Here is a 22,571-nt window from a genome sequence, read left to right as displayed (position 1 = left end):
CCCAGTAGGAATAAAACACTTATCAAAAATACAAAATAATTAAGTAAACAAAAATCAATACAACAAGTAAAAATACAATATATGATATAATTTTAATAAAAGGAGATGTTAAAATGCAACTAATAGATTTACATTGCGATACAATTGATTTACTAATGAATAAACCTAAATCAAATTTATACAATAATGATTTTTCGATAGATATACAAAAATTACAAAAAGCTAATTCTATAGCGCAAATATTTGCTCTATATTTTGACTTAAATAACTATAAAAAAGATCCATTCAATAGATTTGAAACTATGGCAAATAAGTTTTTTGATGAACTAAATAATAACAAAGATAAAATCGCTCTAGCTAGAAATTATGAAGAAATACTTTTAAATACTAAACAAAATAAAGTATCAGCAATTCTTTCAATAGAAGAAGGTGGGGCACTTAATGGAAGTATTGAAAACCTATATAAAGTGTATGAAAAAGGAGTAAGGTTAATAACTTTGACGTGGAATTATGAGAATGAAATAGGGTATTCTCATAATCAAAAGGGATGTGAAATTAATAAATTAAAACCTTTTGGTTTGGAAGTTGTACGATATATGAATGAATTAGGTATGTTAATAGATGTATCTCATTTAAATGATGGTGGTTTTTATAATATAGCTAAAATTTCTAAAAAGCCTTTTATAGCTTCACATTCAAATGCGAGGAGTATAAAGGATGTTAGTAGAAATTTAACTGATGATATGATAAAAATTTTAGCAAACAGTGGAGGCGTTATGGGCTTGAATTTTTGTAATTTTTTCTTAGGCAATAACGATATACCAACAGTACAAGATATAGTAACTCATATTAAACATATAGTTAACATTGGTGGTATAGATATTGTATCTATAGGTTCTGATTTTGATGGAATTTCTAATAAGGTAGAAATAGAAAATATAGGTCAAATATATAAGCTTCAAGATGTTCTTTATAAAAATGGGTTTAAAGAAGACGATATAGAAAAGATTATGTACAAAAATGCATTAAGGGTTATAAAAGATGTATTATAGATAAATAATATCAATGTATAGAGCACAGGCAAAGGAGAAAAAGATATGATTATTAACATATATACTAATACTTATTTATTATATAAAATCTTATCTTCTAAAGAATAAAAATATGAAAATACTTATAACAGAAATTTTTATGAAAAATTTACCTAAAGAAAAAAAAGGAATTATACTAGAAAAGGTAGATTCATTTATAAATGAATTACAAAAAAATAATAATGAAATTAAAAATATACCAAATAGCTATTCAGTAAGAAAAATAAAAGGAAACGATAAAATATTTAAATTTAGAGTAGATATATCTAATAGAGTTCTTTTTACTTTTGCATCTAAAGTAGTTAATATTAGAGACTCGTTTAAAGTTGAAAATTCATTAATAATACTTGATTACTGCAATCATGATAATCAAATAAAGAGAGCGAAGCATCTAAAAATAAATGTAAGCTATTTTAACATAGATAAAGATGAAATATTTGAAGAGCTAATAGATAAAAATTACAAAACTTATTCCTATAGTCCAAATGAAGTTATAACTCGTATAGTAGATAATAAAACATTATTAAAGCTTATAAAAGAAGATGAAAAAAATGCTATTTATTATCTTAATGAAGAGCAAGAAGAATGTTTAAGACCAAATTTAAATCCACTATTTTTATTTGGAAGTGCAGGTAGTGGTAAAACTACAGTGGGTGTAAATAAAATCTATTCTTTATATAAAGGTCAAACTATTAATATTGGATACTTTACATATTCTAAACTTTTGATGAATGAAATAAAATTAATGTTTGAATACATATGCTCACAAAATGGTAAATCTGATTTTAATAGCGATGTAAATTTTAATTATTTAAGTAAATATTTATATAATAGTTCTAATAAAATAAGACCAATAAAATTCTCGGACTTTAAGAATTGGTTCTATGATAGTGCAAATAGAAATAGTAAAGTAAAGCAATTATCTATAGATGTTTTTGATATATATAAAGAAATAAGAGGTATCATAAAAGGATTAGTAGGAATAAATTGGATGCCGTATATTGAATTTAAAAAAACTGAATATTGTATAGATACTTTAGAGTACTTACAAAATAAAGAATTTGCAACATTTAATAATCACGTATTTAGCTTAAATACTAATGTAGATATAATTAAGAAAATTTTGAAAGATAATAAAATAGAAAATAAGCTTAACATTTTTTATGATTTAGAGAAAATGCAAATAAAAATAGAAGAAGAAATAATAAGCCAAAAACTAATAGACAAGAATATTTACTTAAATTTACCAAATGAATACTCTATTTATAGCAAAGGTGATAGAACTATTATTTATGATATAGCTTTTAAATATCAAGAGTGGCTAGCTAAAAATAACTTATACGACGAAAATGATGTAACTAGAATTGTATTGAAAAGTTTAAAAGATAGCAAAATAAAAAAATATGATTTTATTTTGATCGATGAAATTCAAGACTTAACAGAAATACAAATATACCTTATGTATAAGTTAGTAAATAATCCTTTGAATATTTTATTTAGTGGAGATTTCAATCAAACTATAAATCCTACATTTTTTAATACTACTCGTATAGAAAGCTTATTCTTTAGCAATGCTTACGATAAATTTTATAAAAAGGTACTAGAGATTAATTATAGAAGCTGTAGTGATATAGTTGATTTATCCAATAAGATTGCAAACTTAAGAATAGAAAAGCTTTATAAAAATAAAAGAAACGATTGTATAGAAAAATCAATAAGGGAAAGTACTAGTAAGCCATTTCTATTAAATCAATGTGAATATAGTAAAAGGAAACTTTTAGAAATGGTAAAAGATAGGCACTACGTTGCAATATTAGTTTGTGATGAGGGAGATAAAGTACAATTGAAACATGAATATGGTATAGAAGAGTCGGTATTTACATTAAGTGAAATTAAAGGAATAGAAAAAGATTATATTATATGTTTAAATATAGTATCTAAGTATAAAGAAAAATGGAATGACATTTTTAATGGTATAATATATGATAATCATTCTTTATATAGATACTATTTTAATATGCTATATGTTGCTGTGACTAGAGCTAGAGAATATATTTGCTTTTATGAAGACGAAGATGATTTAACTTTATATGAAGAAATAAAAGAACATATACAAAACATAAATACATTTAATGAAAATGAACTAAAGTTTGATTATGTATCAGATGATGATGATTATTTTAAAGAGGGTCAATATTTAGAGTCTAAAGAAAAATATGAACAAGCAATATTTCAATATAAAAAATCTAAATCTAAAAATATAAGTCACTGCATAAAAAGGTGTGAAGCACTATTATTAAAAGAAAAGGGCAAATACTCTGAGGCAGGTGCTAAGTTATTAAAGTTAAAAGAATATATTCTTGCTAGTGAATGTTATATAGAAGTTGAAAACTATACAAAACTACTTAAATGCTATGTACTTAGCAATAAACCATATGAATTAATAATAAGTGAATTTAAAGAACTAGGAGTAGATCCGGTGCAAATAGCATTTCAAAAAGACACTAAGGAGTTATGGACTAAACAGTTTTACCACTTATACGAAAATCATATAGAAACTAAAATAAATAAGAATAAGCAAAATATAGATTATATAAATGAGACACTAAAAATTTTAAAGAAAAGATATGAAAATTAGGTGATGAATATGAATGAAAATAATATAGTAAATTTAATAAGTCGATTTGAGAAAAGTTTAGAAGAAACAGAAAAGTTAACTAGTGCCCTAATGGGGCTTGAAAGTGTTTTAGAAAAATTAGATATATCAATGTCAGAAGTCTATGAGTTAACTAAAGTTGAAGATTTAACACGAAAATCAGTATGCTTGGTAGAGAGTATAAATAATTTAAATAAAGTTCAAAAAGATGTAAATGATGAATATAATAAATTTATTAATTTGAAATTATATAGAGAAGATATAAAACAAGATTTACAAAATTTAAAAATGCATTTAATTAGTGTTGATGAAAACTTAATAAGCATTAAGCATGAAATAAAGTTAGAAAGAAAAAATAGACAAGATGAAAATGAAAAATTCAAAAAAGACTTAATTTTATCTATGAAGGATATATTATCGCTAAGTTTAGAAAAAAAATATAAGTCAGATGAATTATCAGAACAAGAGAATAAAAATTAAAAATATATAAAAGTAAAACGCAATTACTAAATAAGAGCGTTTTACTTTTATAGGCTTTATTTAAAAGACATGTTAAAAGCCTCTCTAGGGGATAAACATTCTACTTTTAATATTGTGCTACTATCAAGAACCATATACTCAGGTTGGCCATTGCTCTTTATTCTATATCCTTTTATATTTTTATTTTTTTCATCAATCTGAGTAACCATAAAGTTAAATGTTTTACTATCTTTACATATACCCTTTTCCAATTTTGTACATTGCGTTATGCGAATTAGTCCATTGCAATTTTTTATGATTTCAAAAATAGATGGTTTGTCAGGCTTTTGACTACCTTTAACACATTCTAGACTTAATATTTGGCTAGACTTTAATATTATATTTTCAAGTGGTTCATTATCTTTTAGAATCACGCCTTCTACAAATCCACAATTTCTATGGATTTTATTTATTTTGATAATTGCATTTTTACTATTCATACACTTTCCATTTAATGTTAGTGAGCAATAACTTATTTTAAGCTTCTTATTATCACATTTTTCTATAGTTTGAAAAACATCTTCTGGTTCTATAAACTTTAAATCTACATCTCTCACAACAATACCTCCCATTAATAATAGTTACATCAATAAAATAAATAACCACATAGTAACCTATGGATAATTTAGAATATAGGTTACTATTTGGGTCATATTTCAATACATTTTAAAAATAGTACCTACACTAAAAATGTATTTATGAATAAACTAATAATATATCTTTTTAGGAGGAATAAAGTATGAAATGTTGTAGTTACAAAAATGGCGTCATAGTAGAAATATCAAATAGCTCAAATTCTGATTATAAATATATAACCATAGCTAAAGATATTAATGATATTTACACATTTATAAGATTGGTGTATTCTAAAGAAACTATAATACTAAATTGCGAATACAATGAAATATCAGTAGATGATTTAAACATTGGAGATTTTGTTTTTGTATATCACTCAAACATAATGACTATGAGTATACCACCACAATCAGTAGCTTATATAATAGAAGTTAAGTAATAGAAGTTAAGTAATAGAAGTTAAGTAATAGAAGTTAAGTAATAAAATATAACACATATTTAAAAAATAATAATGCATAATAGTTATATTAGATATGTGTTATATTGAATTTATTTTAAATAATAGTAAGTCAATAGCAAAAGGAGAAAATAATGATAATAGAAGATTCTAAGGTAATAAGAGATGAACTAGATTCTTTGTTAACTAAATTTTGTTAACTAAATATGGATATGAAGTTAGAGCACCAGAGGAATTTGAAAATATATTGGATTATGTTAAATCAGAAAAACCACACTTAATACTGTTAGACATAAATTTACCAGTATTTGATGGCTTTTATATATGTCGAGAACTACGAAAGACATTAAGTATACCTATAATCATAGTAACAAGTAGAAATAGCGATATGGATGAACTTATGAGTATAAATTTAGGAGCAGACGATTTTGTAACTAAGCCATATAATACTCAAATACTTTTAGCTAGAATAAGTTCTGTATTAAAAAGAACATATAATGATATGGACAATATGGACATACTTACATATAAAGATTTAAAACTTAATTTATCTAAAGGTAGTATAGAAGCATTTGGGCATATCTTATGAAAAATAAAGAAACAATAATATCTAGAAATAAATGAACTAACAAACAATATAAAAATAGAAACTTCATACATTAATGTTAATTTTAATAAAAATAATATTAATGCTTCTAAATCTGAAGAAAAGCTTTTGAAATTAGATAGAGATTATAAGGATGGAAAGATTGATTATGATAAAGGTGGGCATATAGGGGTAGAAACTAAAAATAAAATATATACAGAGAATAAAGGAATGACGACTACCACATTATTTATAGGTATATACCTAGGTATTGTATTTTTAATATCAAGCATGGCAGTGTTATCTCTTCAGCAACTATCAGAAGCTAGTGATAGCATTGAAAGATATAAGTCATTAAAGCGAATTGGTGCAAATGACAAAATGATAAATAAAACTATATTCGTTTAAACCTTGATATACTTTACATTGCCCTTAGAGTTAGCATTTATACATGCTATAATTGGTATTGATGTAGTGAATGAATTTATAAAGATGTATGGTAATCCAGACATAGAAACTTCATCACTTATAACAGTGTTGATATTCATAGTAGTTTATATAGGATATTTTTATGCGACTTATACTGGATATAAAAATATAATAAAAAATTCATAAACATAAAAGCTATAGGTTAATTAACCTATAGCTTTTATGCATTTAAAGAAAAGTATAAAATTATGTATATATGGAAAAATTAAAGAATAAATGAAAAATTTAAAATAAAATAGTAAGCATTATATATAAGGAGTGCCAAAATGCAAAATAAAAAACAAGCAATAATACAAAGTTCACTAGGATCTGTATTTTCTGTTTTTAGTGAAGAAGAACTAAAAAAAATAACAGATAAAGAAACCAGAAATATAGCAATTTCTGGTAAAATAAACAATCCTGGAATAATTGACGTTCCAGGTGGAGCTACATTAGCCGATGTTATAACGCTTGCAGGAGGATTATTAAACGATAGTGGATTTAAAGCAGCCCAACTTGGAATACCATTTGGAGGATTTTTAACAGAAAATAGCCTATCCAAAGAGTTAGATTTTAGTTTGTTTGACAAAGGAACTAGTAGAAATATAATTATACTATCTCAAGAAGATTGTATAATACAATACGCTAAATTTTATGTGGATTATTTAATTGGTAAGATGCACGAAGGAGCAATTGAGCAATATGAAGTTGCAAGAAAAGAAATAATTAGGATATGCAAGCTTCTAGATAAAATAAGTAAAGGTAGAGCTAATATGCGTGATGTTTATTTATTGAGAAGACTTACAGCTACAGTAAAAGAAAAAGTTAATCAAACTCATAATATAATGGAAGAAATCATAGATAAATTTTATGGAGAAATTGAAGAACATATAGAAGAACATATATGTTCTACATCACAATGTAATCACCTTGTAAAACTAACAATAACATCAAAATGTATAGGATGTGGAGCTTGCAAAAGGGCATGTCCTGTAGATTGTATAAATGGAGAGCAAAAGCAACATCATGAAATCGACTATACTAGATGTACCCATTGCGGGCAATGTATAGCAGCATGTCCGGTTAACGCTATCACTGCTGGTGATAATACATTTAGATTCCTTAGAGATTTAGCTACTCCAAATAAAGTTGTGATAACCCAAATGGCTCCGGCTGTAAGGGTTGCTATAGGAGAAGCTTTTGGATTTGAACCTGGAATTAACCTAGAAAATAAAATTGCAGCAGCTCTTCGAAAATTAGGAGTAGAGTATGTGTTTGATACTACTTGGGCAGCAGATTTAACAATAATGGAAGAAGCAGCTGAACTACAAGAAAGAGTAGAAAAATATCTTAAAGGTGATAAAGATGTCAAATTGCCTATACTTACTTCTTGTTGCCCTGCATGGGTTAAATTTATAGAACAGAATTATAGCGATATGTTAGATGTACCATCAACTTCTAAATCACCTATGCAGATGTTTGCAACTGTAGCAAAAGACTTATGGGGTAGAGAACATGGCCTTGAAAGAGATCAAATTACATCAGTAGCAATTATGCCATGTATTGCTAAAAAATACGAGGCATCAAGACCTGAATTTTCGAGAGGTCTTAATTATGATGTAGACTATGTAATAACGACTAGAGAGTTAATAAAAATATTCGAAGACTCAGGAATCAATTTAAATGAAATAAAAGATGAGCCAATAGATGCAGTAATGGGTGAATATACTGGTGCAGGAATTATCTTTGGTAGAACCGGTGGAGTCATAGAGGCTGCTACAAGAACAGCGGTTGAAAAAATGACAGGACAAAGAGTTGACATTATAGAGTTTGAAGCATTAAGAGGTTGGGATTCATTTAGAGTTTGTGAACTTAAAGTTGGAGATATTGAGCTTAGGATAGGAATAACATATGGACTAAAAGAAGCAGCAAAAATGCTTGATAAAATAAAAAGTGGAGAAGAATTTTTTCATGCTATAGAGATTATGGCATGTACATGCGGTTGTGTCGGAGGAGGGGGACAACCTAAAGCAAAAAATAGAATGGCAACACTACAAAAAAGGGCTGAAGGCTTAAATTCAATAGATAAGTCATTAACAATTAGAAGATCATATGAAAATCCTGCTGTTTTAGCTATATATGATAAGTATTTAGATTTTCCTCTAAGCCATAAAGCACATGAACTTTTACACACAAAATATTTTGTTAGGGTAAAGAAAGATAAATAGGAAATTAAAGATAAAAGAAATGAGTGTGATTATATGAATGATAAAAAAATCTTTCTACAAGATATAAAAGAAAATGAGAATTTAAAAACATCTCTTATGATAATGAAACGTTTATATAAAGATGGAGACAAGTATTTATGTATCCTTAGTGATAAAAGCGGACAAATAAAAGCTAAATTACCTACAAATAAAAAAATAGAAACCGGGTTGGTAATAAATATTGACTGTAAAAAAAATAAAATACTAGATGTTTCAAATTTTAAAACAGTGTTAAATTATAATATACAAGATTATCTTCCTACTTCGAGTAAGCCTATAGAGGATATAATGAATGAAATAGAAACGATATCTCAACAATGTATTACATCTGAGGAAGGTCAAAAACTAAATGATTATTTTTTTAAAGATGATGAGTTTTTAAAAAAGTTTAAACAATCTATAGGAGGCATTGCAATGCACCATAATTATATAGGTGGTTTAGCAGAACATACTCTTAATGTAATGTATCTAACAAAAGTATTTTGCGAAAGATATGACTGTAGAAGAATAGAAATAGCAGTCTTAAGCGCTAAACTACATGATATTGGAAAAATATATGAACTTGATTATAGTGGTCCATTTAAATACACATTACAAGGCGAACTAGAAGGGCATATAGTTATAGGTATTCAACTAATAGATAGAGCTTTAAATAATATAAATTATTCTTTTAGTGAAGATTTTGTAAGAAGAATAAAAGGGTGCATAGTACAGCATCATGGAAAAGTTGAATATGGTTCGCCAAAAGCTACTAATATGGAAGAGTCTTTTATATTAAATTATGCAGATACTGTTGATGCTGTTATGAATAAAATTACTAAACTTAAGAAAAATACTGACTATAATAATTGGTCTGATTACGATAAAGCAATAGATACTAAGCTTTACTTATAGTAATTTGTATAAATAATACTAGTAAATAACCACTTTTCATATGATTATTTATTAGTATTATTTTACATATACCTATTTTTTAATAAACCTATATAGACAAAATTATATGGATATAGTATTTTAAAGTTAAGATATTAAATAATTTATAAATACATAAGGAGAAAAAATATGGATAAAAAAATAGGATTTATAGGCTGTGGGAATATGGCAAAAGCAATCATAGGCGGAATGATAAAGTCAAAATTAGTATCATCAAATAATATAATTGCATCCGCTTTAAGTGATAATACGCTACAAAATGTTAAAAATGAATTTAATATAAATACTACTAAAGATTCAAGAGAAGTAATACAAAAATCAGATATAATAATAGTAGCAGTAAAGCCTAATATATATGATTCAGTACTGAATTCAGTAAAAGATCTTATAGACAATAAAAAAATCATAGTTACAATCGCAGCTGGTAAAACTATAGCTTCGGTAGAAAATATTATAGGTAATGATAAAAAGATAGTAAGAACTATGCCTAATACACCTGCACTTGTAAACGAAGGAATGAGTGCTATTTGCAAAAATAAAAATATAACAGATCAGGAATTAAATACCATTAAAACTATTTTTGATTCATTTGGAAAAAGTGAAGTAGTATTAGAATACTTAATAGATGCGGTAATAGGAGTAAGTGGATCTGCTCCTGCATATGTATTTATGTTTATAGAAGCTATGGCAGATGCCGCAGTTGCTGCAGGAATGCCAAGATCTCAAGCTTATAAATTTGCATCTCAAGCTGTAATGGGTTCCGCTAAAATGGTACTTGAAAGCGGAAAACATCCAGGAGAGCTTAAAGATATGGTTTGCTCACCTGGAGGTACTACTATAGAAGCGGTAAAAACATTAGAAGCTGAAGGTTTAAGAAATTCAGTTATAAAAGGTATAGAAGCATGCATAGCAAAATCAAAAGAAATGAATTAATAAACTGCTTGTAATTTATATAAAACTTTATAAAAGTAATAATATAATGTATAATGTATAGGTTATATAAGATTTTATGTATAATTGTTTAGTTAAAAATAAAAATAATAAAAGAACTGAATTATATATAGATAAGCAAAGGAGACAATATGAATAAAGTAGAATTATTAGCACCAGCAGGCGATCTAGAAAGATTAAAGATAGCTTTTACTTACGGAGCAGATGCAGTCTATATAGGTGGAGAAATATTTGGTATGAGATCTGCCGCTAAAAACTTCACGAAAGAAGATATGACAGAAGGTGTAAATTTTGCACATGAAAGAGGAAAGCAAGTATTTATAACTATAAACATAATACCTAGAAATGAAGAATTTGAACAACTAAAGAGTTACTTATTAGATTTAGATGAAATAGGTGTAGATGCAGTTATAGTGAGTGATCCAGGTGTGTTTGCGTTTGTTAAGGAAACATTACCAAATATGGAAATACATATAAGTACACAAGCTAGTACAACCAATGCATCTGCTGCTAATTTTTGGTATAGCCAAGGGGCTAAAAGAGTAGTAATGGCTAGAGAATTATCATTTAAAGAAATTAAAGAATTAAAAGATAATTGTCCAGATGATATGGATATAGAAGCATTCGTGCACGGTGCTATGTGTATGTCATATTCTGGAAAATGTGTAATAAGCAACTATACAACGGGTAGAGATGCTAATAGAGGTGCATGTGCTCAACCTTGTAGATGGAAATATACTTTAGTTGATGAAGTAAGTAAAGGAAAATTTGAACCAGTAGTGGAAGGAATAGATGCCTCATTCTTTTTTAATTCAAAAGATTTATGTATGATAGAACATATACCTCAAATAATTAAAAGTGGAATAACAAGCTTAAAAATAGAAGGAAGAATGAAAACAGCTTATTATGTAGCTACAACTGTAAGAGCATATAGAATGGCACTAGATGAATATTATAAAAACCCAGAACATTGGAAGTTTAATCCTATGTGGTTGAATGAACTTAAAAAAGGAAGTCATAGAGATTATAATACAGGGTTTTATTTAAATAAACCAAACTCTAATGCCCATAACTATGAATCAGCTTCATACATTAGAAATTATGATTTTATAGGGATAGTGAGAGGACATGATTTGAAAAAAAATCTTGTTATTGTAGAACAAAGAAACAAAATGAACGTAGGAGACAAAATAGAGGTTATAGGGCCATTTAAAAATACTATGAAGGCTACTATAATTGAAATGTATAATGAAAATGATGAGACTATAGAGTCAGCCCCTCATGCTAGACAAATAGTAAAAATGAAGCTAGATATAGAAGTAGATGTAGACTATATGTTGAGAAAGCCAATAGTAACTATAAATACAATTTAATAATGAGTATATTCATAATCTATGTTATAATAGTCAATACATTAATTTGACATAGGAGATTATCATGAAAAAAATTTCTATAGTATTAGTTTTGTTGTGGATGAGTACGATATTTTATTTTTCAAACCAGCCAGCAACGATTTCAACAACTCAATCAGATAGAGTAATAAACACTATAAACATTATGGTAAAGGACAATAGAGTAATGAAAGATATAGTAAACAAGTTATATGATTCAAAAGGTGCATCTTTTATAATAAGAAAATCAGCTCATATGATATCTTATGGATTATTAGCTTCTCTGCTATTTATTGCAATATACTCTCACAGAAAATATATAAGTGCTTCTTTTAAATACGCATTTGCTATAAGTTTGCTTTATGCAGTAAGTGATGAGATACACCAATACTTTGTACCTGGAAGAGCATGTATGCTACAAGATGTATTAATTGACTGTATAGGTATGTTAATAGGATTAACGTTAATATCTATACTATATAAATTTACAATGAATAAGGTGTAAGTACTAAATTGTGCTTGTGCTTTATTTTTTTGCATATTTTTAAAAAATAAATACTACTTATATAAAGTAGGTAAGTATACATGAAGAGGTGATAGTATGAAAAAAATAACTATAGCAGTAATAGGTGCAGGATGCAGGGGGATGTATGCATATACACCATATTTATTAGAAAACCCAAACGTAGGAGAAGTTATAGCAATAGCAGAACCTATTAAAGAAAAAAGAGAACTGTTTAAAACTATGTATAATATAAGTAATAAAAATACATTTGATACGTGGGAAGATTTATTATCAAAAGAAAAAATAGCAGATGCCTTAATAATAGCTAATAACGATGGGTCGCACTTTGAACCAGCAAAATTAGCTTTAGAAAAAGGATATCATGTTCTTTTAGAAAAGCCTATGTCTAATAATTTAGATAAAATAATAAAATTAGGTGAGTTAGCTAAAAAATACAATAATCAAATATTTATGGTATGTCATGTGTTGAGATATACTCCATTTTTTAATAAATTAAAAGAAATAATAGATAGTAAAGAATTGGGTGAATTAGTAAGTATTCAACATAATGAAAATATAGGATATTGGCATTTTGCACATAGCTATACAAGGGGAAATTGGAGAAATAGCAACGAGACAAGTCCTCTTATACTGTCGAAAAGTTGCCATGATTTAGATATACTATTATGGCTAACGGGGAGCAAATGTAAATACATATCATCATTTGGAAATTTGACCCATATGAGAGAAGACAATTTTAAGGAAGATATGGCATATCAATGTGTAAACTGTTTAAATGAAAAAGAATGCCCTTATTCATCTATAAAGATATATCTAGAAGATGATAAAATAGTTAGATCATTAAACGCAGTTCATCATAATCCAACTAAAGAAAATCTACAAAAGGCTATAATAGATGGTCCATATGGAAGATGTGTTTATAAGTGTGATAACAATGTAGTTGATCATATGGTAAGTATCTTAGAATTTGAGAATAAAGTCACAGCTACTTTTAATTTGTCTGCATTTACAGAAAACTGTACTAGGACTATAAAACTTATGTTTACACATGGAGAAATTGGTGGTAATCATATTAAAAATATTATAGATATACATAAATTTTCAGATGATTTTCATACTGTAATACATCCGATAGTAAACAAAAGTGGCCACGGAGGTGGAGATTACGCTCTTATAAAAGATTTTATATCTTTGGTAGCTTCTAACAATAAAGAAATGACAACTTCTGCCACACAGTCCATAGAAAGTCATATAATGGCTTTTGCAGCAGAGTATTCAAGATTAAACTATAAAGTAGTTAATGTTGATAATTTTTATCAAGATGCTAAAAATAATAAAAAAATTTCACGATAATAAAAAACAGAATACGACATAAATAAAACAATAAAAGAATAGTATATATTGAGAGTAAGTGATATTTTGAATCGGAAGTTAGTTTATTATGTAAAAAAATGCTTTTTTAAAATATATCTACAGAAAAATGTATAAAGGAGATATAAAATAGGATATTGAACTATATAAAAGGTGAAAAATAGCTATTTAAAAAGCAAGGAGATAAATAATATGAGGTTGAGTAAAATAACAGTTAGCTTAATATGTTTATCATGTATGATGTTACGGATTGATTCATCATCAAAGATAAACATACTGGATAATTCAAATTTAAGCTCAATGAAAAATATTAATAATTCACATTCAATTAAAAGTATTAATATCCAAAAAGTATCTAAGGATAAAGATAAAAAAGTTATAGAAGCTGAAAAACTAAAAATTCAGCATGTAGAAAAAGTTAAATCAGAAAAACAAAGAAAACTAAAAGTAACATATAATAGGGATGATATGACCTTAGTTAGTGGCATAACAGAAGAAGAGTTAAATAATGTATTTAGAAATTATAAAGGTGCATCTACTATGTCCCACTTGTCAAAGGCATTTGTAGATGCAGAAAAAGAACATGGAGTTAATGCTTTTACTATGGCCGCTATAGTTGCGCTTGAAAGTGGATTTGCAACGTCTAGAAGAGCTGTAGAGGATAATAACCTTACTGGATATGAAGTTTATAGTAAGGATTCAAAAGGAAAATTATTTAAAACTCAATCTGAATCTATTTTACAAACAGCTAAACATTTATCAAAAAATTATTTAACAGAAAATGGATTATATTATAAGGGCGTGTCTGTAGATGATGTACAATTAAGTTACTGTCCTGATGAGGGAGAGGGTAAAAATTGGAATGGGAAAGTAGACAAATTAGCATCTGATTTCCTTAGAACCTATAAACACTTATATGCTTTATAAAATACTTTAAACATTTTATAGTTTTAACTGATAATATAATCGTAACTATTTCATATATATTTATTGTAAGGGGGTAGTTAGGCATGAATTTAAATTGTTTCGTTCCACAACAAAGAGAGGATGAAACCGTAGAAGAAATAGAAGTAACGTTAGAAGAGATAAAAGCTATAAATTTTGTAGACGTGGAAGGATTAAAATATAAAAAATGTGCTAAAAAAATGAAATTATCAGTAAATGAGCTTCAATATATAATAATTAATGCCAGAAAAAAAATAGGTAGAGCTTTAACTGAGGGTAGGGTTATTAGAATTATTGAAGAACAACCTATTAAAACGTTATGTAAATTTAGGTGTGCAGTTTGTGGTGAAATATATAATATAGACTATACTAAAAATGAAATAATTTGCCCACTTTGTTTTTCTAAGGAAATAATGACAAATAAAGAAGCTGGGTTTTGTAATATGTAGTTTATAAAAAATAACATATAAATTAATATATATGCTATTTTTTATAACTATTCTAATTAAAATATAAAATAATTATATTACAATTAACGTTTTATATTCTGATAAAATTTTTTACTAGAACTATTAGATTTACTTATAATTTTTTTAGAACTAGGTTTACTGCTTTTAATGTCGTCTTCTTTAGGTATAGGTACATTTTGATTGCTAAGTGTTTCAATTATAAAATTTTGTATAACTTTAGCAGTTCCAGATTTATTTATGTAACCAGAAGAAGTTTGAGTTGCAATAGCTAACTCATAAAAATCTACTCCTTTAATTTCATCTTTAAAGTTTATATGAAATGTATACTTAGAATCTTTGCTTTCTATTATTAAAGTTTCTTGGTCCAAACATATACTTTTAAATAAATTTGGATTTGTAAATTGTAATAAGTCCATTAAATCACCTATATCTTTCTATAATTTTCATTTATTAATATTATCATAAAATGAATAAATAGTCTTAATAATATAAAAAAAGTTATATTAAATGCTAGAAAAAATCTCTGGAAATAATCTATAAAAATAAAATTACTAACAAAAATCGATAAAATATTAACTGTATAATAACATTTATCAACAAAAAAGGTTAACTTATTCACAGAAAAAGATATGTTGTTAACAAAAAATAACATTTAGCACCCTTTTTAACAAAATAACATGCTATACTATATAATATACGAAAAGAATTTATTGTAAGTGTATTAGGGGGAGTAATACTAATGATAGATATTTTAAATGCAATTAATGACTATATAATAGTCATTGGCGAAAATGGAGTTACCAAGTTTTGCAATAAAACACTATTGAATAAATTAAACTACAAAAATAATGAATTAGACAATATAAATATAAATAATATATTATTTAACAAAGATTTTGATCTTATTAAAAATATAGACACAGAATATAATATGGATTTGAATTTTTACAATAAAGACAAAAATTGTGTATCACTAAATAGTAAGATAGTTAGAAAATGTTTTAACGGAGAACAATCTATATTTATCATATCTAAAAACACAGAGGAAATTTCACAAATAGAAAACATAAAAAATGAATTTTTTGCTAATATATCTCATGAATTTAAGACACCTCTAAATATAATACTTGGAACTATGCAGCTATTAGAAAGGAATATCTTAGATGATAATATAATATCAAAAAGTGAAATAGACTTAAATAGGCACACTAAATGTATAAAGCAAAATTCATATAGACTACTTAGATTATCAAATAATCTTATAGATATGACTAGGATAGATACAGGATATTATGAATTGCAACTTGGTAATCACGACATTATAAATATAATAGAAGAAATAACTTTATCAGTATCTAGTTATATGGAAGAAAAAGGAATAAAACTAATTTTTGATACAGACTCAGAAGAAACAATATTAGCATGTGATCCAGATAAAATAGAAAGAATTGTTCTGAACTTACTTTCAAATGCAATTAAATACACAGATTTAGGCGGAGAAATAAATGTTTATATAAAAACTTGTGATTCTAAAATAGTTGTATCTATAAAAGATAGTGGAAGTGGAATTAGTCAAAAAAAATTACCATCTATATTTGAACGATACGTACAAGATGATAGTCAATATAGCAAAAGATCTGAAGGCAGTGGAATAGGTTTGTCACTAGTAAAATCTCTAGTAGAAATGCACCAAGGTAAAATATATGCTAAAAGTAAATTAGGTATTGGTTCAGAATTTATATTTGAAATTCCTATTAGGTTAGTTGAGGAAAAAGATATTAAGTACATAAAAAAAGATAAAGAACATCTAAGAATTGAAAAATGTAATGTTGAATTTTCAGATGTATATAACGTCTAACTATATAATATTAAAGCTCTGGATATCTTAACCAGAGCTTTAATATTATATAATTACAAATCCTCCATTTGGGCTTATTACTTGTCCTGTTATAAAATTAGAATTATCACTAGCTAAAAATAATACACAATTGGCAATATCTTCAGGGGTTCCTAATCTCATTAGAGGAGTCTCATCCTTAAGATTTTCTAATATTTCATTACTGACATTACTTAGCATATCTGTCTGTATAGCACCAGGCGCTATACAGTTAACTTGAATATTAGATGGTCCTAGCTCTTTAGCAAGTGCTTTTGACATACCTATTATAGCAGCTTTTGATGTTGAGTAATGAACTTCGTAAGATCCGCCGACAAGTCCCCATATAGATGAAATATTTATTATTTTACCGCTATGTTCAGGTATCATATATTTAAGAGCTATTTGAGTAGTATAGAAAACACTATTTAAATTAACGCTCATAATTTCATTCCAATCTTCATTTGTTATATCTGTAAACAGCTGATCTTTAGCAATACCAGCGTTATTAACTAAAACGTCTATACGTCCAAATTGTCCAATACAAAATTTCACCATTGAATTAACTTCATTTACATTAGAGACATCTGCTTTATAAATACTTACAGAGCACCCTTGAGACTTTAATTCATTATAGAGATTCATAGCCTCTTTTTCAGATTTGTTATAATTTATTAATACATTATAGCCGTTATTGGCAAGTAGTTTTGCGGTTGCACGACCAATACCGCGAGATGAACCTGTTATTAAAGCTGTTTTATTATTCATGTATTTATCCTTTCACCTTAATTTTATAATTTATTTTAAAAGACTCTCTACTTCATCAGGTGTTAACTTTCTCCATTTGCCAGGGGCAATACCTTTAAGTGTTAAGTCCATTATTCTAATTCTTTGAAGCTTTTTAACTTCATACCCAAAAACTTCACACATTCTACGTATTTGTCTATTAAATCCTTGTGATAAAATTATTTTAAACGTAGTATTATTAACCTTAGTAATTTTACACTTATTAGTTACTACATGCTTATTAGTTACAGGGTTAAATATTCTAACACCATTGCCCATATTATCTATAAATTGTTGAGTAATGTTTTTATTAACAGTAACAACATACTCTTTTTCATGATTGTTTTCAGATCTTAATATTTTATTTACAATAGTCCCATCATTAGTAAGTATAATTAAACCTTCAGATGGCTTGTCTAATCTACCAACAGGGAATATACGCTCAGGGTAATTTATATAATCAATAATATTACCTTTTATGTGACGCTCTGTTGTGCAAGTAATTCCAACCGGTTTATTTAAAGCTATGTACACGTCATTTTTCTTTTGTATTAATTTTTTACCATTAACCTTAACAATATCTCCAGGTTCTACTGTTTGACCAACTTGAGCCATCTTACCATTTATCAATACTTTTTTTTGCTGAATTAACTTATCAGCTTCTCTTCTAGAACATATTCCAGTTGAGCTAATATAGTTGTTTAGTCTCATTTTTGTCTCCTTTTTCTACATCTTAATGAACACTTTTAAGTATATTATAGTTACATATGTTAATCAAGGTATAACTTAGTGTTTTGTAACTATATAGGTTAGGAGAATAATAATTCAGAATTTGTATTAATTCAATAGGATATAGCACCTATAAAGATAATAAATACAAATTTAGCATTAATTTGTATTTATTATCTTTATATTAAAATTTAAGATATATAGTATTTATTAATAATAGAAGTTTTATTATGTCTTTTTAATCTTAAGCCAATATCAAATAAAGTAATCACAATTACACTAGATATTATTGAGAGGCAAGATGATAATAAAATAGACATTTTAGCAATGTTAATAAAAGTAATATTATCTGAAAAAGCTATTTCTGACACAAATATAGACATAGTAAATCCTATTCCTGCAATTAAAGAAACTAAAAATACGGCAGCCCAACTTATATTCTTTGGTTTTTCAGTTATTTTAAGTTTACATGCAATGAAGCTAAAGAGCATAATACCTAAAGGTTTTCCCACACAGAGTCCCAAAATAATCCCATAAATCAAAGTATTTGCACCTACTGTATCTACATTATATATAATTGATATACCTGTATTCGCAAATGCAAATAAGGGGATGATAACTAAACTGTTAAAAGGTACTAACATTTTTTGAAGCCTTTCAAGCGTACTCATTCCATTTGATTTTGATGTAGGAATAGTTATGGCTAATAGTATACCACTTATAGTACAATGAACCCCGCTTAAATATATAAAATACCATAAACAAATTCCAGCTAATAAGTAGTATGTAGTGCTATTGATCTTGAATATTTTATTAGCTACAATAAGTATAAATGTAATTAAAAATGCAATTGATAAGTAAATTATATTTACATCTAGGGAATAAACGATTCCTATTGCGAGTATAGATACTAAATCATCTATAACTGCTAAAGAAAGCAAAAAGATTTTAAGTGATGGATTCATTTTTTTTGCGAAAATTAAAAATACACCTATTGCAAAAGCAATGTCCGTAGATATAGGAATACAAAATCCGCTTAAAAAAGGAGTATTTTTATTAATAAGTATAAATATTAAAGCTGGAATAATAACCCCACCTAAAGAGGCTATAAAAGGAAAAGAAGCTTTTTTTAAAGAAGATAAATTTCCATGAAGGATCTCATGTTTTATCTCTAATGCTGCAACTAAAAAAAATATTGACATTAAAAAATCATTTATAAACATATGTAAAGAGAAACCTTCTTTAATATAAATTTTTTCAAATATATATACATAAGTATCTTTTAAATAGCTATTATACATAAATAGAGCAGAAATAGTAGAAATTACAAGAAGTATACTTGTCAATAGTTCTAATTTAATCGATTTTCTATATGTTCTTAAAAATTTCAATATATCACCAACTAACTAAAATTTATTCGTAAATATTTTTTAGATAAACATTTAATTAAGTTTATGAGGTTATATATTGAAATATGTATAAAGATATTAAATCATTTTTCAATATATAATTAAGTTTATTGAAACCTAGTAGAACTATTTTAAAATTATACGTAAATTTTAATTAATAACACATATATAGTTCGTTAAAATGCAATAAAATACGGGGGTTAGACTTTTAGTAAACGATAAAATGTACGTTATTTTACGAATATTTATCATTAAGTAAAGAAATGGCGATTTTAAGTAACAATTTATGTTCTAATATCATATTATTTATTAATACTATTAAATATTCCCTACAATAACTTTAAATATAAAAGTTATATTATAAATTTACAGATAAATCCAATAATTAAAAATTAAATGTAGGCTAATAAAATAGTTTGTAAAGTAGCTTGAAATCTCAAGCTACTTTATTATTTTTGTATTATAATTAATTGCCTCACATATAAATTGAATATACGAATAAATTGCCAAAATGGCTAGAGGAGGAGATAAATTGAATAGCTTAGTTATAAATTGTATAACAGGTGTTTTTTTAACAATTACTATTATATATTCAATAATAAATATAGTAATAAATAAAAGCTTATACAAACAAATAAATATTGATTATATAAGTTTAACTGAAGATTATCAAAGAACTATATTGTACAATAATATAAAAGTTAAATATAATACATATTTAACTAAAAATCCTTATGCTCAAATAAGCATAACTTCTTTTATAGAGGAGATCTGCACAGGTTTTACATTTAAAAATAAACCTATACTAGAAAAAATCAAATCAATAAAAAATTCATCATCAACATGCATATTACTAGGCGTTTTAGGAACCTTTGTAGGGCTTTCTTTGATGCTTTTAACTATTAACACTAGTGATATAATTAATTCGCTCCCAGCTACTATAAGTTCAATGCAAACGGCTTTTATAACAAGTATCTGCGGAATTGTATGTTCTATAATGATAAATATATTACTTGGACATAATGATTGTGAGCAAGCTTTAATTCAACTGATGTTAAAATTAGAAAATTTACTTACAGCAGAGATAACACATGAAAAATCACAAGACATAGATTCTAAGATAGAAGATGTTAAAGATACAATAAATCAGATAAGTAAATCTATTGAATCAATAGAGAAATTTGATCAAATATCCAAAGATTTACATGAATTTAATAACGAATTTATAAGTGGAATAGAAGTTCTTAAAAATTTACTGTTAGGTTCTAAAGATTCGATAAACACATTCACTCAAAATATTAGAAAACTAGATAATCAATTCAGCATAATGAATATAAAATTCACAAAATTATTTGATAAATATGATAATCAAGAAGATATAAACAAAGAAATTCTAATAGACATAAAAGAAACTTCTAAAACTATCTTTGAATCAACTGAAAATCAATATAGAATAAAAAATTATCTAAGAAATTTGTCAGCTAGCTTTGGTTTATATGAAAGAAGTGCTAAAGATTTATTATGCAAGCTAATAGAACATGAAAATAAAATAACAGATACACAAGCAAATTTAAATGATGAACAAATTAACTTAGATACAACTGTAAAGCATTTAGCTTCTGTTATTGCAATATCATCTCAAGACATAGAACAAAAACTTAACTTGATATTTGATTACATAGATATATATAAAGAAGCTGCTACAATGGCTGCAATGCAAGATGATAATTATCAAAAAAGAGCAGAGGAAGAAATATACGACATGGATAGGTATGATGAAATATTAAAATATGAAAAAAATCTAAATGAAATGACTAAATCATCTAAAGAAATGATAGTTCCACGAAAAAAATATAATAATCATAAAAAAAAATTTAAAAATACATCATTAAAATCTTTGCTTGGAGATGAGAATAATGATAAATAAATATAGAAGAACTGTAAATAAAGAATTTGAAAAAAGTAGTTTTTGGCCTACTTTTACGGATATGATATCTACAGTTTTAATGGTTGTTATGCTTATGCTATTTAGTTCCGAGTCTATTACAGGTTCTGTAGAAAAAGACTTAGCTAAAAATATAGATGTATCTGTTAATCAAACGTTAAAAGAAAGTGGACTTCCATTTATTATAGATCAAAATACAGGCCAAGTAACTTTTGGAGAGAAAACTATGTTTGATGTAGACAGTTCAATATTAAAACCCGAAGCTAAAGAAATGCTAAAAATACTTATTCCTAAATATGTAGAAAGCATTTATAAGGATTATGGTGATAATATATCTAAAATAGTAATAAAAGGGCATACAGATGATGTAGGAAGTTATTTATACAATTTAGATTTATCACAAAGGAGAGCATTTAGTGTTGCAGAGTTTATTGTTGGAAATGAAATAGGAGATTATAAATATAAAGATAAAGTACTAAAGAATATAGAAGCTATAGGTCGTTCTGAAGCTGAACTTATAAAAAGTTCTGAAGGTAGTATAAATAGAGATTCTTCAAGAAGGGTAGAAATGAAATATGAGATAAATGTAAATAAATAAAGAAGGCGGTTTAATTACCAC

At 26.3% G+C, this 22,571-nt stretch carries 23 protein-coding genes; 18 read left to right on the top strand and 5 right to left on the bottom strand.

Translation table 11 applies throughout. The features are described 5' to 3' along the window. The first annotated feature begins 113 nt into the window (after positions 1-113). From QOZ84_RS00315 to QOZ84_RS00305, 3 genes are all read left to right on the top strand, one after another. Positions 114-1,052 (top strand): dipeptidase, encoded by a 939-nt coding sequence (locus QOZ84_RS00315; RefSeq protein WP_284130967.1) that lies wholly within the window; start codon positions 114-116, stop codon positions 1,050-1,052. A gap of 112 nt (positions 1,053-1,164) precedes the next feature. Beyond that, complete coding sequence (locus QOZ84_RS00310; RefSeq protein ID WP_284130966.1) at positions 1,165-3,729, top strand: UvrD-helicase domain-containing protein; 2,565 nt, start codon at positions 1,165-1,167, stop codon at positions 3,727-3,729. 9 nt (positions 3,730-3,738) lie between these two features. After that, positions 3,739-4,227 carry a hypothetical protein gene (locus QOZ84_RS00305; protein ID WP_284130965.1) on the top strand — a complete coding sequence of 163 codons (489 nt, stop codon included), beginning with the start codon at positions 3,739-3,741 and terminating at the stop codon, positions 4,225-4,227. 56 nt (positions 4,228-4,283) lie between these two features. Here QOZ84_RS00305 and QOZ84_RS00300 read toward each other — a convergent pair whose 3' ends face one another. Next, the gene (locus QOZ84_RS00300) at positions 4,284-4,823 is read right to left on the bottom strand and encodes a hypothetical protein (RefSeq protein WP_284130964.1); all 540 of its coding nucleotides are present in this window, start codon (positions 4,821-4,823) and stop codon (positions 4,284-4,286) included. A 182-nt stretch (positions 4,824-5,005) separates the two neighbouring features. Here QOZ84_RS00300 and QOZ84_RS00295 point away from each other — a divergent pair, with 182 nt between their 5' ends. From QOZ84_RS00295 to QOZ84_RS00240, 12 genes are all read left to right on the top strand, one after another. After that, positions 5,006-5,281, top strand: a complete 276-nt coding sequence (locus QOZ84_RS00295; RefSeq protein WP_284130963.1) for a hypothetical protein — start codon at positions 5,006-5,008, stop codon at positions 5,279-5,281. 211 nt (positions 5,282-5,492) lie between these two features. Continuing rightward, the gene (locus QOZ84_RS00290) at positions 5,493-5,888 is read left to right on the top strand and encodes a response regulator (RefSeq protein ID WP_331496493.1); all 396 of its coding nucleotides are present in this window, start codon (positions 5,493-5,495) and stop codon (positions 5,886-5,888) included. Positions 5,889-6,014: 126 nt separating this feature from the next. Next, a complete protein-coding gene (locus tag QOZ84_RS00285; protein WP_284130962.1) occupies positions 6,015-6,293 on the top strand; it encodes a hypothetical protein in 279 nt (92 codons plus the stop codon). A gap of 18 nt (positions 6,294-6,311) precedes the next feature. Beyond that, entirely contained in the window at positions 6,312-6,500 is a 189-nt protein-coding gene (locus tag QOZ84_RS00280) for a hypothetical protein (protein WP_284130961.1), read from the top strand. A gap of 140 nt (positions 6,501-6,640) precedes the next feature. Next, a complete protein-coding gene (locus QOZ84_RS00275) occupies positions 6,641-8,581 on the top strand; it encodes a [FeFe] hydrogenase, group A (RefSeq protein WP_284130960.1) in 1,941 nt (646 codons plus the stop codon). 33 nt (positions 8,582-8,614) lie between these two features. Further along, on the top strand, positions 8,615-9,514 hold the full coding sequence (locus QOZ84_RS00270) for an HD domain-containing protein (RefSeq protein ID WP_284130959.1): 900 nt from the start codon (positions 8,615-8,617) through the stop codon (positions 9,512-9,514). 168 nt (positions 9,515-9,682) lie between these two features. Continuing rightward, on the top strand, positions 9,683-10,486 hold the full coding sequence (proC, locus tag QOZ84_RS00265) for a pyrroline-5-carboxylate reductase (RefSeq protein ID WP_284130958.1): 804 nt from the start codon (positions 9,683-9,685) through the stop codon (positions 10,484-10,486). A gap of 149 nt (positions 10,487-10,635) precedes the next feature. Continuing rightward, positions 10,636-11,877 carry a peptidase U32 family protein gene (locus QOZ84_RS00260; RefSeq protein WP_284130957.1) on the top strand — a complete coding sequence of 414 codons (1,242 nt, stop codon included), beginning with the start codon at positions 10,636-10,638 and terminating at the stop codon, positions 11,875-11,877. Between the two features lie 64 nt (positions 11,878-11,941). Next, a complete protein-coding gene (locus QOZ84_RS00255; protein ID WP_284130956.1) occupies positions 11,942-12,400 on the top strand; it encodes a VanZ family protein in 459 nt (152 codons plus the stop codon). A 96-nt stretch (positions 12,401-12,496) separates the two neighbouring features. Further along, on the top strand, positions 12,497-13,774 hold the full coding sequence (locus QOZ84_RS00250) for a Gfo/Idh/MocA family protein (RefSeq protein ID WP_284130955.1): 1,278 nt from the start codon (positions 12,497-12,499) through the stop codon (positions 13,772-13,774). Between the two features lie 210 nt (positions 13,775-13,984). Beyond that, positions 13,985-14,719 carry a glucosaminidase domain-containing protein gene (locus QOZ84_RS00245; RefSeq protein WP_284130954.1) on the top strand — a complete coding sequence of 245 codons (735 nt, stop codon included), beginning with the start codon at positions 13,985-13,987 and terminating at the stop codon, positions 14,717-14,719. A gap of 83 nt (positions 14,720-14,802) precedes the next feature. Continuing rightward, positions 14,803-15,186 carry a DUF134 domain-containing protein gene (locus tag QOZ84_RS00240; RefSeq protein ID WP_284130953.1) on the top strand — a complete coding sequence of 128 codons (384 nt, stop codon included), beginning with the start codon at positions 14,803-14,805 and terminating at the stop codon, positions 15,184-15,186. A gap of 83 nt (positions 15,187-15,269) precedes the next feature. Here QOZ84_RS00240 and QOZ84_RS00235 read toward each other — a convergent pair whose 3' ends face one another. Next, entirely contained in the window at positions 15,270-15,623 is a 354-nt protein-coding gene (locus tag QOZ84_RS00235; RefSeq protein WP_284130952.1) for a hypothetical protein, read from the bottom strand. 323 nt (positions 15,624-15,946) lie between these two features. Between QOZ84_RS00235 and QOZ84_RS00230 the strand changes: the two genes are divergently transcribed. Next, positions 15,947-17,065, top strand: a complete 1,119-nt coding sequence (locus QOZ84_RS00230; RefSeq protein ID WP_284130951.1) for a sensor histidine kinase — start codon at positions 15,947-15,949, stop codon at positions 17,063-17,065. Positions 17,066-17,110: 45 nt separating this feature from the next. On the opposite strand, the gene ymfI is transcribed toward QOZ84_RS00230, so the two are convergent. The 3 genes from ymfI to nhaA form a co-directional block, all read right to left on the bottom strand. Beyond that, complete coding sequence (gene ymfI, locus QOZ84_RS00225) at positions 17,111-17,851, bottom strand: elongation factor P 5-aminopentanone reductase (RefSeq protein WP_284130950.1); 741 nt, start codon at positions 17,849-17,851, stop codon at positions 17,111-17,113. Between the two features lie 30 nt (positions 17,852-17,881). Further along, a complete protein-coding gene (gene rluF, locus QOZ84_RS00220) occupies positions 17,882-18,580 on the bottom strand; it encodes a 23S rRNA pseudouridine(2604) synthase RluF (RefSeq protein ID WP_284130949.1) in 699 nt (232 codons plus the stop codon). A 209-nt stretch (positions 18,581-18,789) separates the two neighbouring features. Continuing rightward, a complete protein-coding gene (nhaA, locus tag QOZ84_RS00215; RefSeq protein ID WP_284130948.1) occupies positions 18,790-19,989 on the bottom strand; it encodes a Na+/H+ antiporter NhaA in 1,200 nt (399 codons plus the stop codon). A gap of 550 nt (positions 19,990-20,539) precedes the next feature. On the opposite strand from nhaA, the gene QOZ84_RS00210 reads away from it, so the two are divergent. Both QOZ84_RS00210 and QOZ84_RS00205 read left to right on the top strand, forming a co-directional pair. Then, complete coding sequence (locus QOZ84_RS00210; RefSeq protein ID WP_284130947.1) at positions 20,540-21,934, top strand: MotA/TolQ/ExbB proton channel family protein; 1,395 nt, start codon at positions 20,540-20,542, stop codon at positions 21,932-21,934. Next, complete coding sequence (locus QOZ84_RS00205) at positions 21,924-22,550, top strand: OmpA family protein (RefSeq protein WP_284130946.1); 627 nt, start codon at positions 21,924-21,926, stop codon at positions 22,548-22,550. The genes QOZ84_RS00210 and QOZ84_RS00205 overlap by 11 nt, the downstream gene beginning before the upstream one ends. The last annotated feature ends 21 nt before the right edge of the window (positions 22,551-22,571 follow it).

This window comes from Romboutsia sedimentorum (assembly GCF_030131845.1).
Classification (GTDB): domain Bacteria; phylum Bacillota; class Clostridia; order Peptostreptococcales; family Peptostreptococcaceae; genus Romboutsia_D; species Romboutsia_D sedimentorum.
The sequence above is the reverse complement of the archived record's forward strand: the minus strand, read 5'-3'. Positions and strand labels throughout refer to the sequence as shown.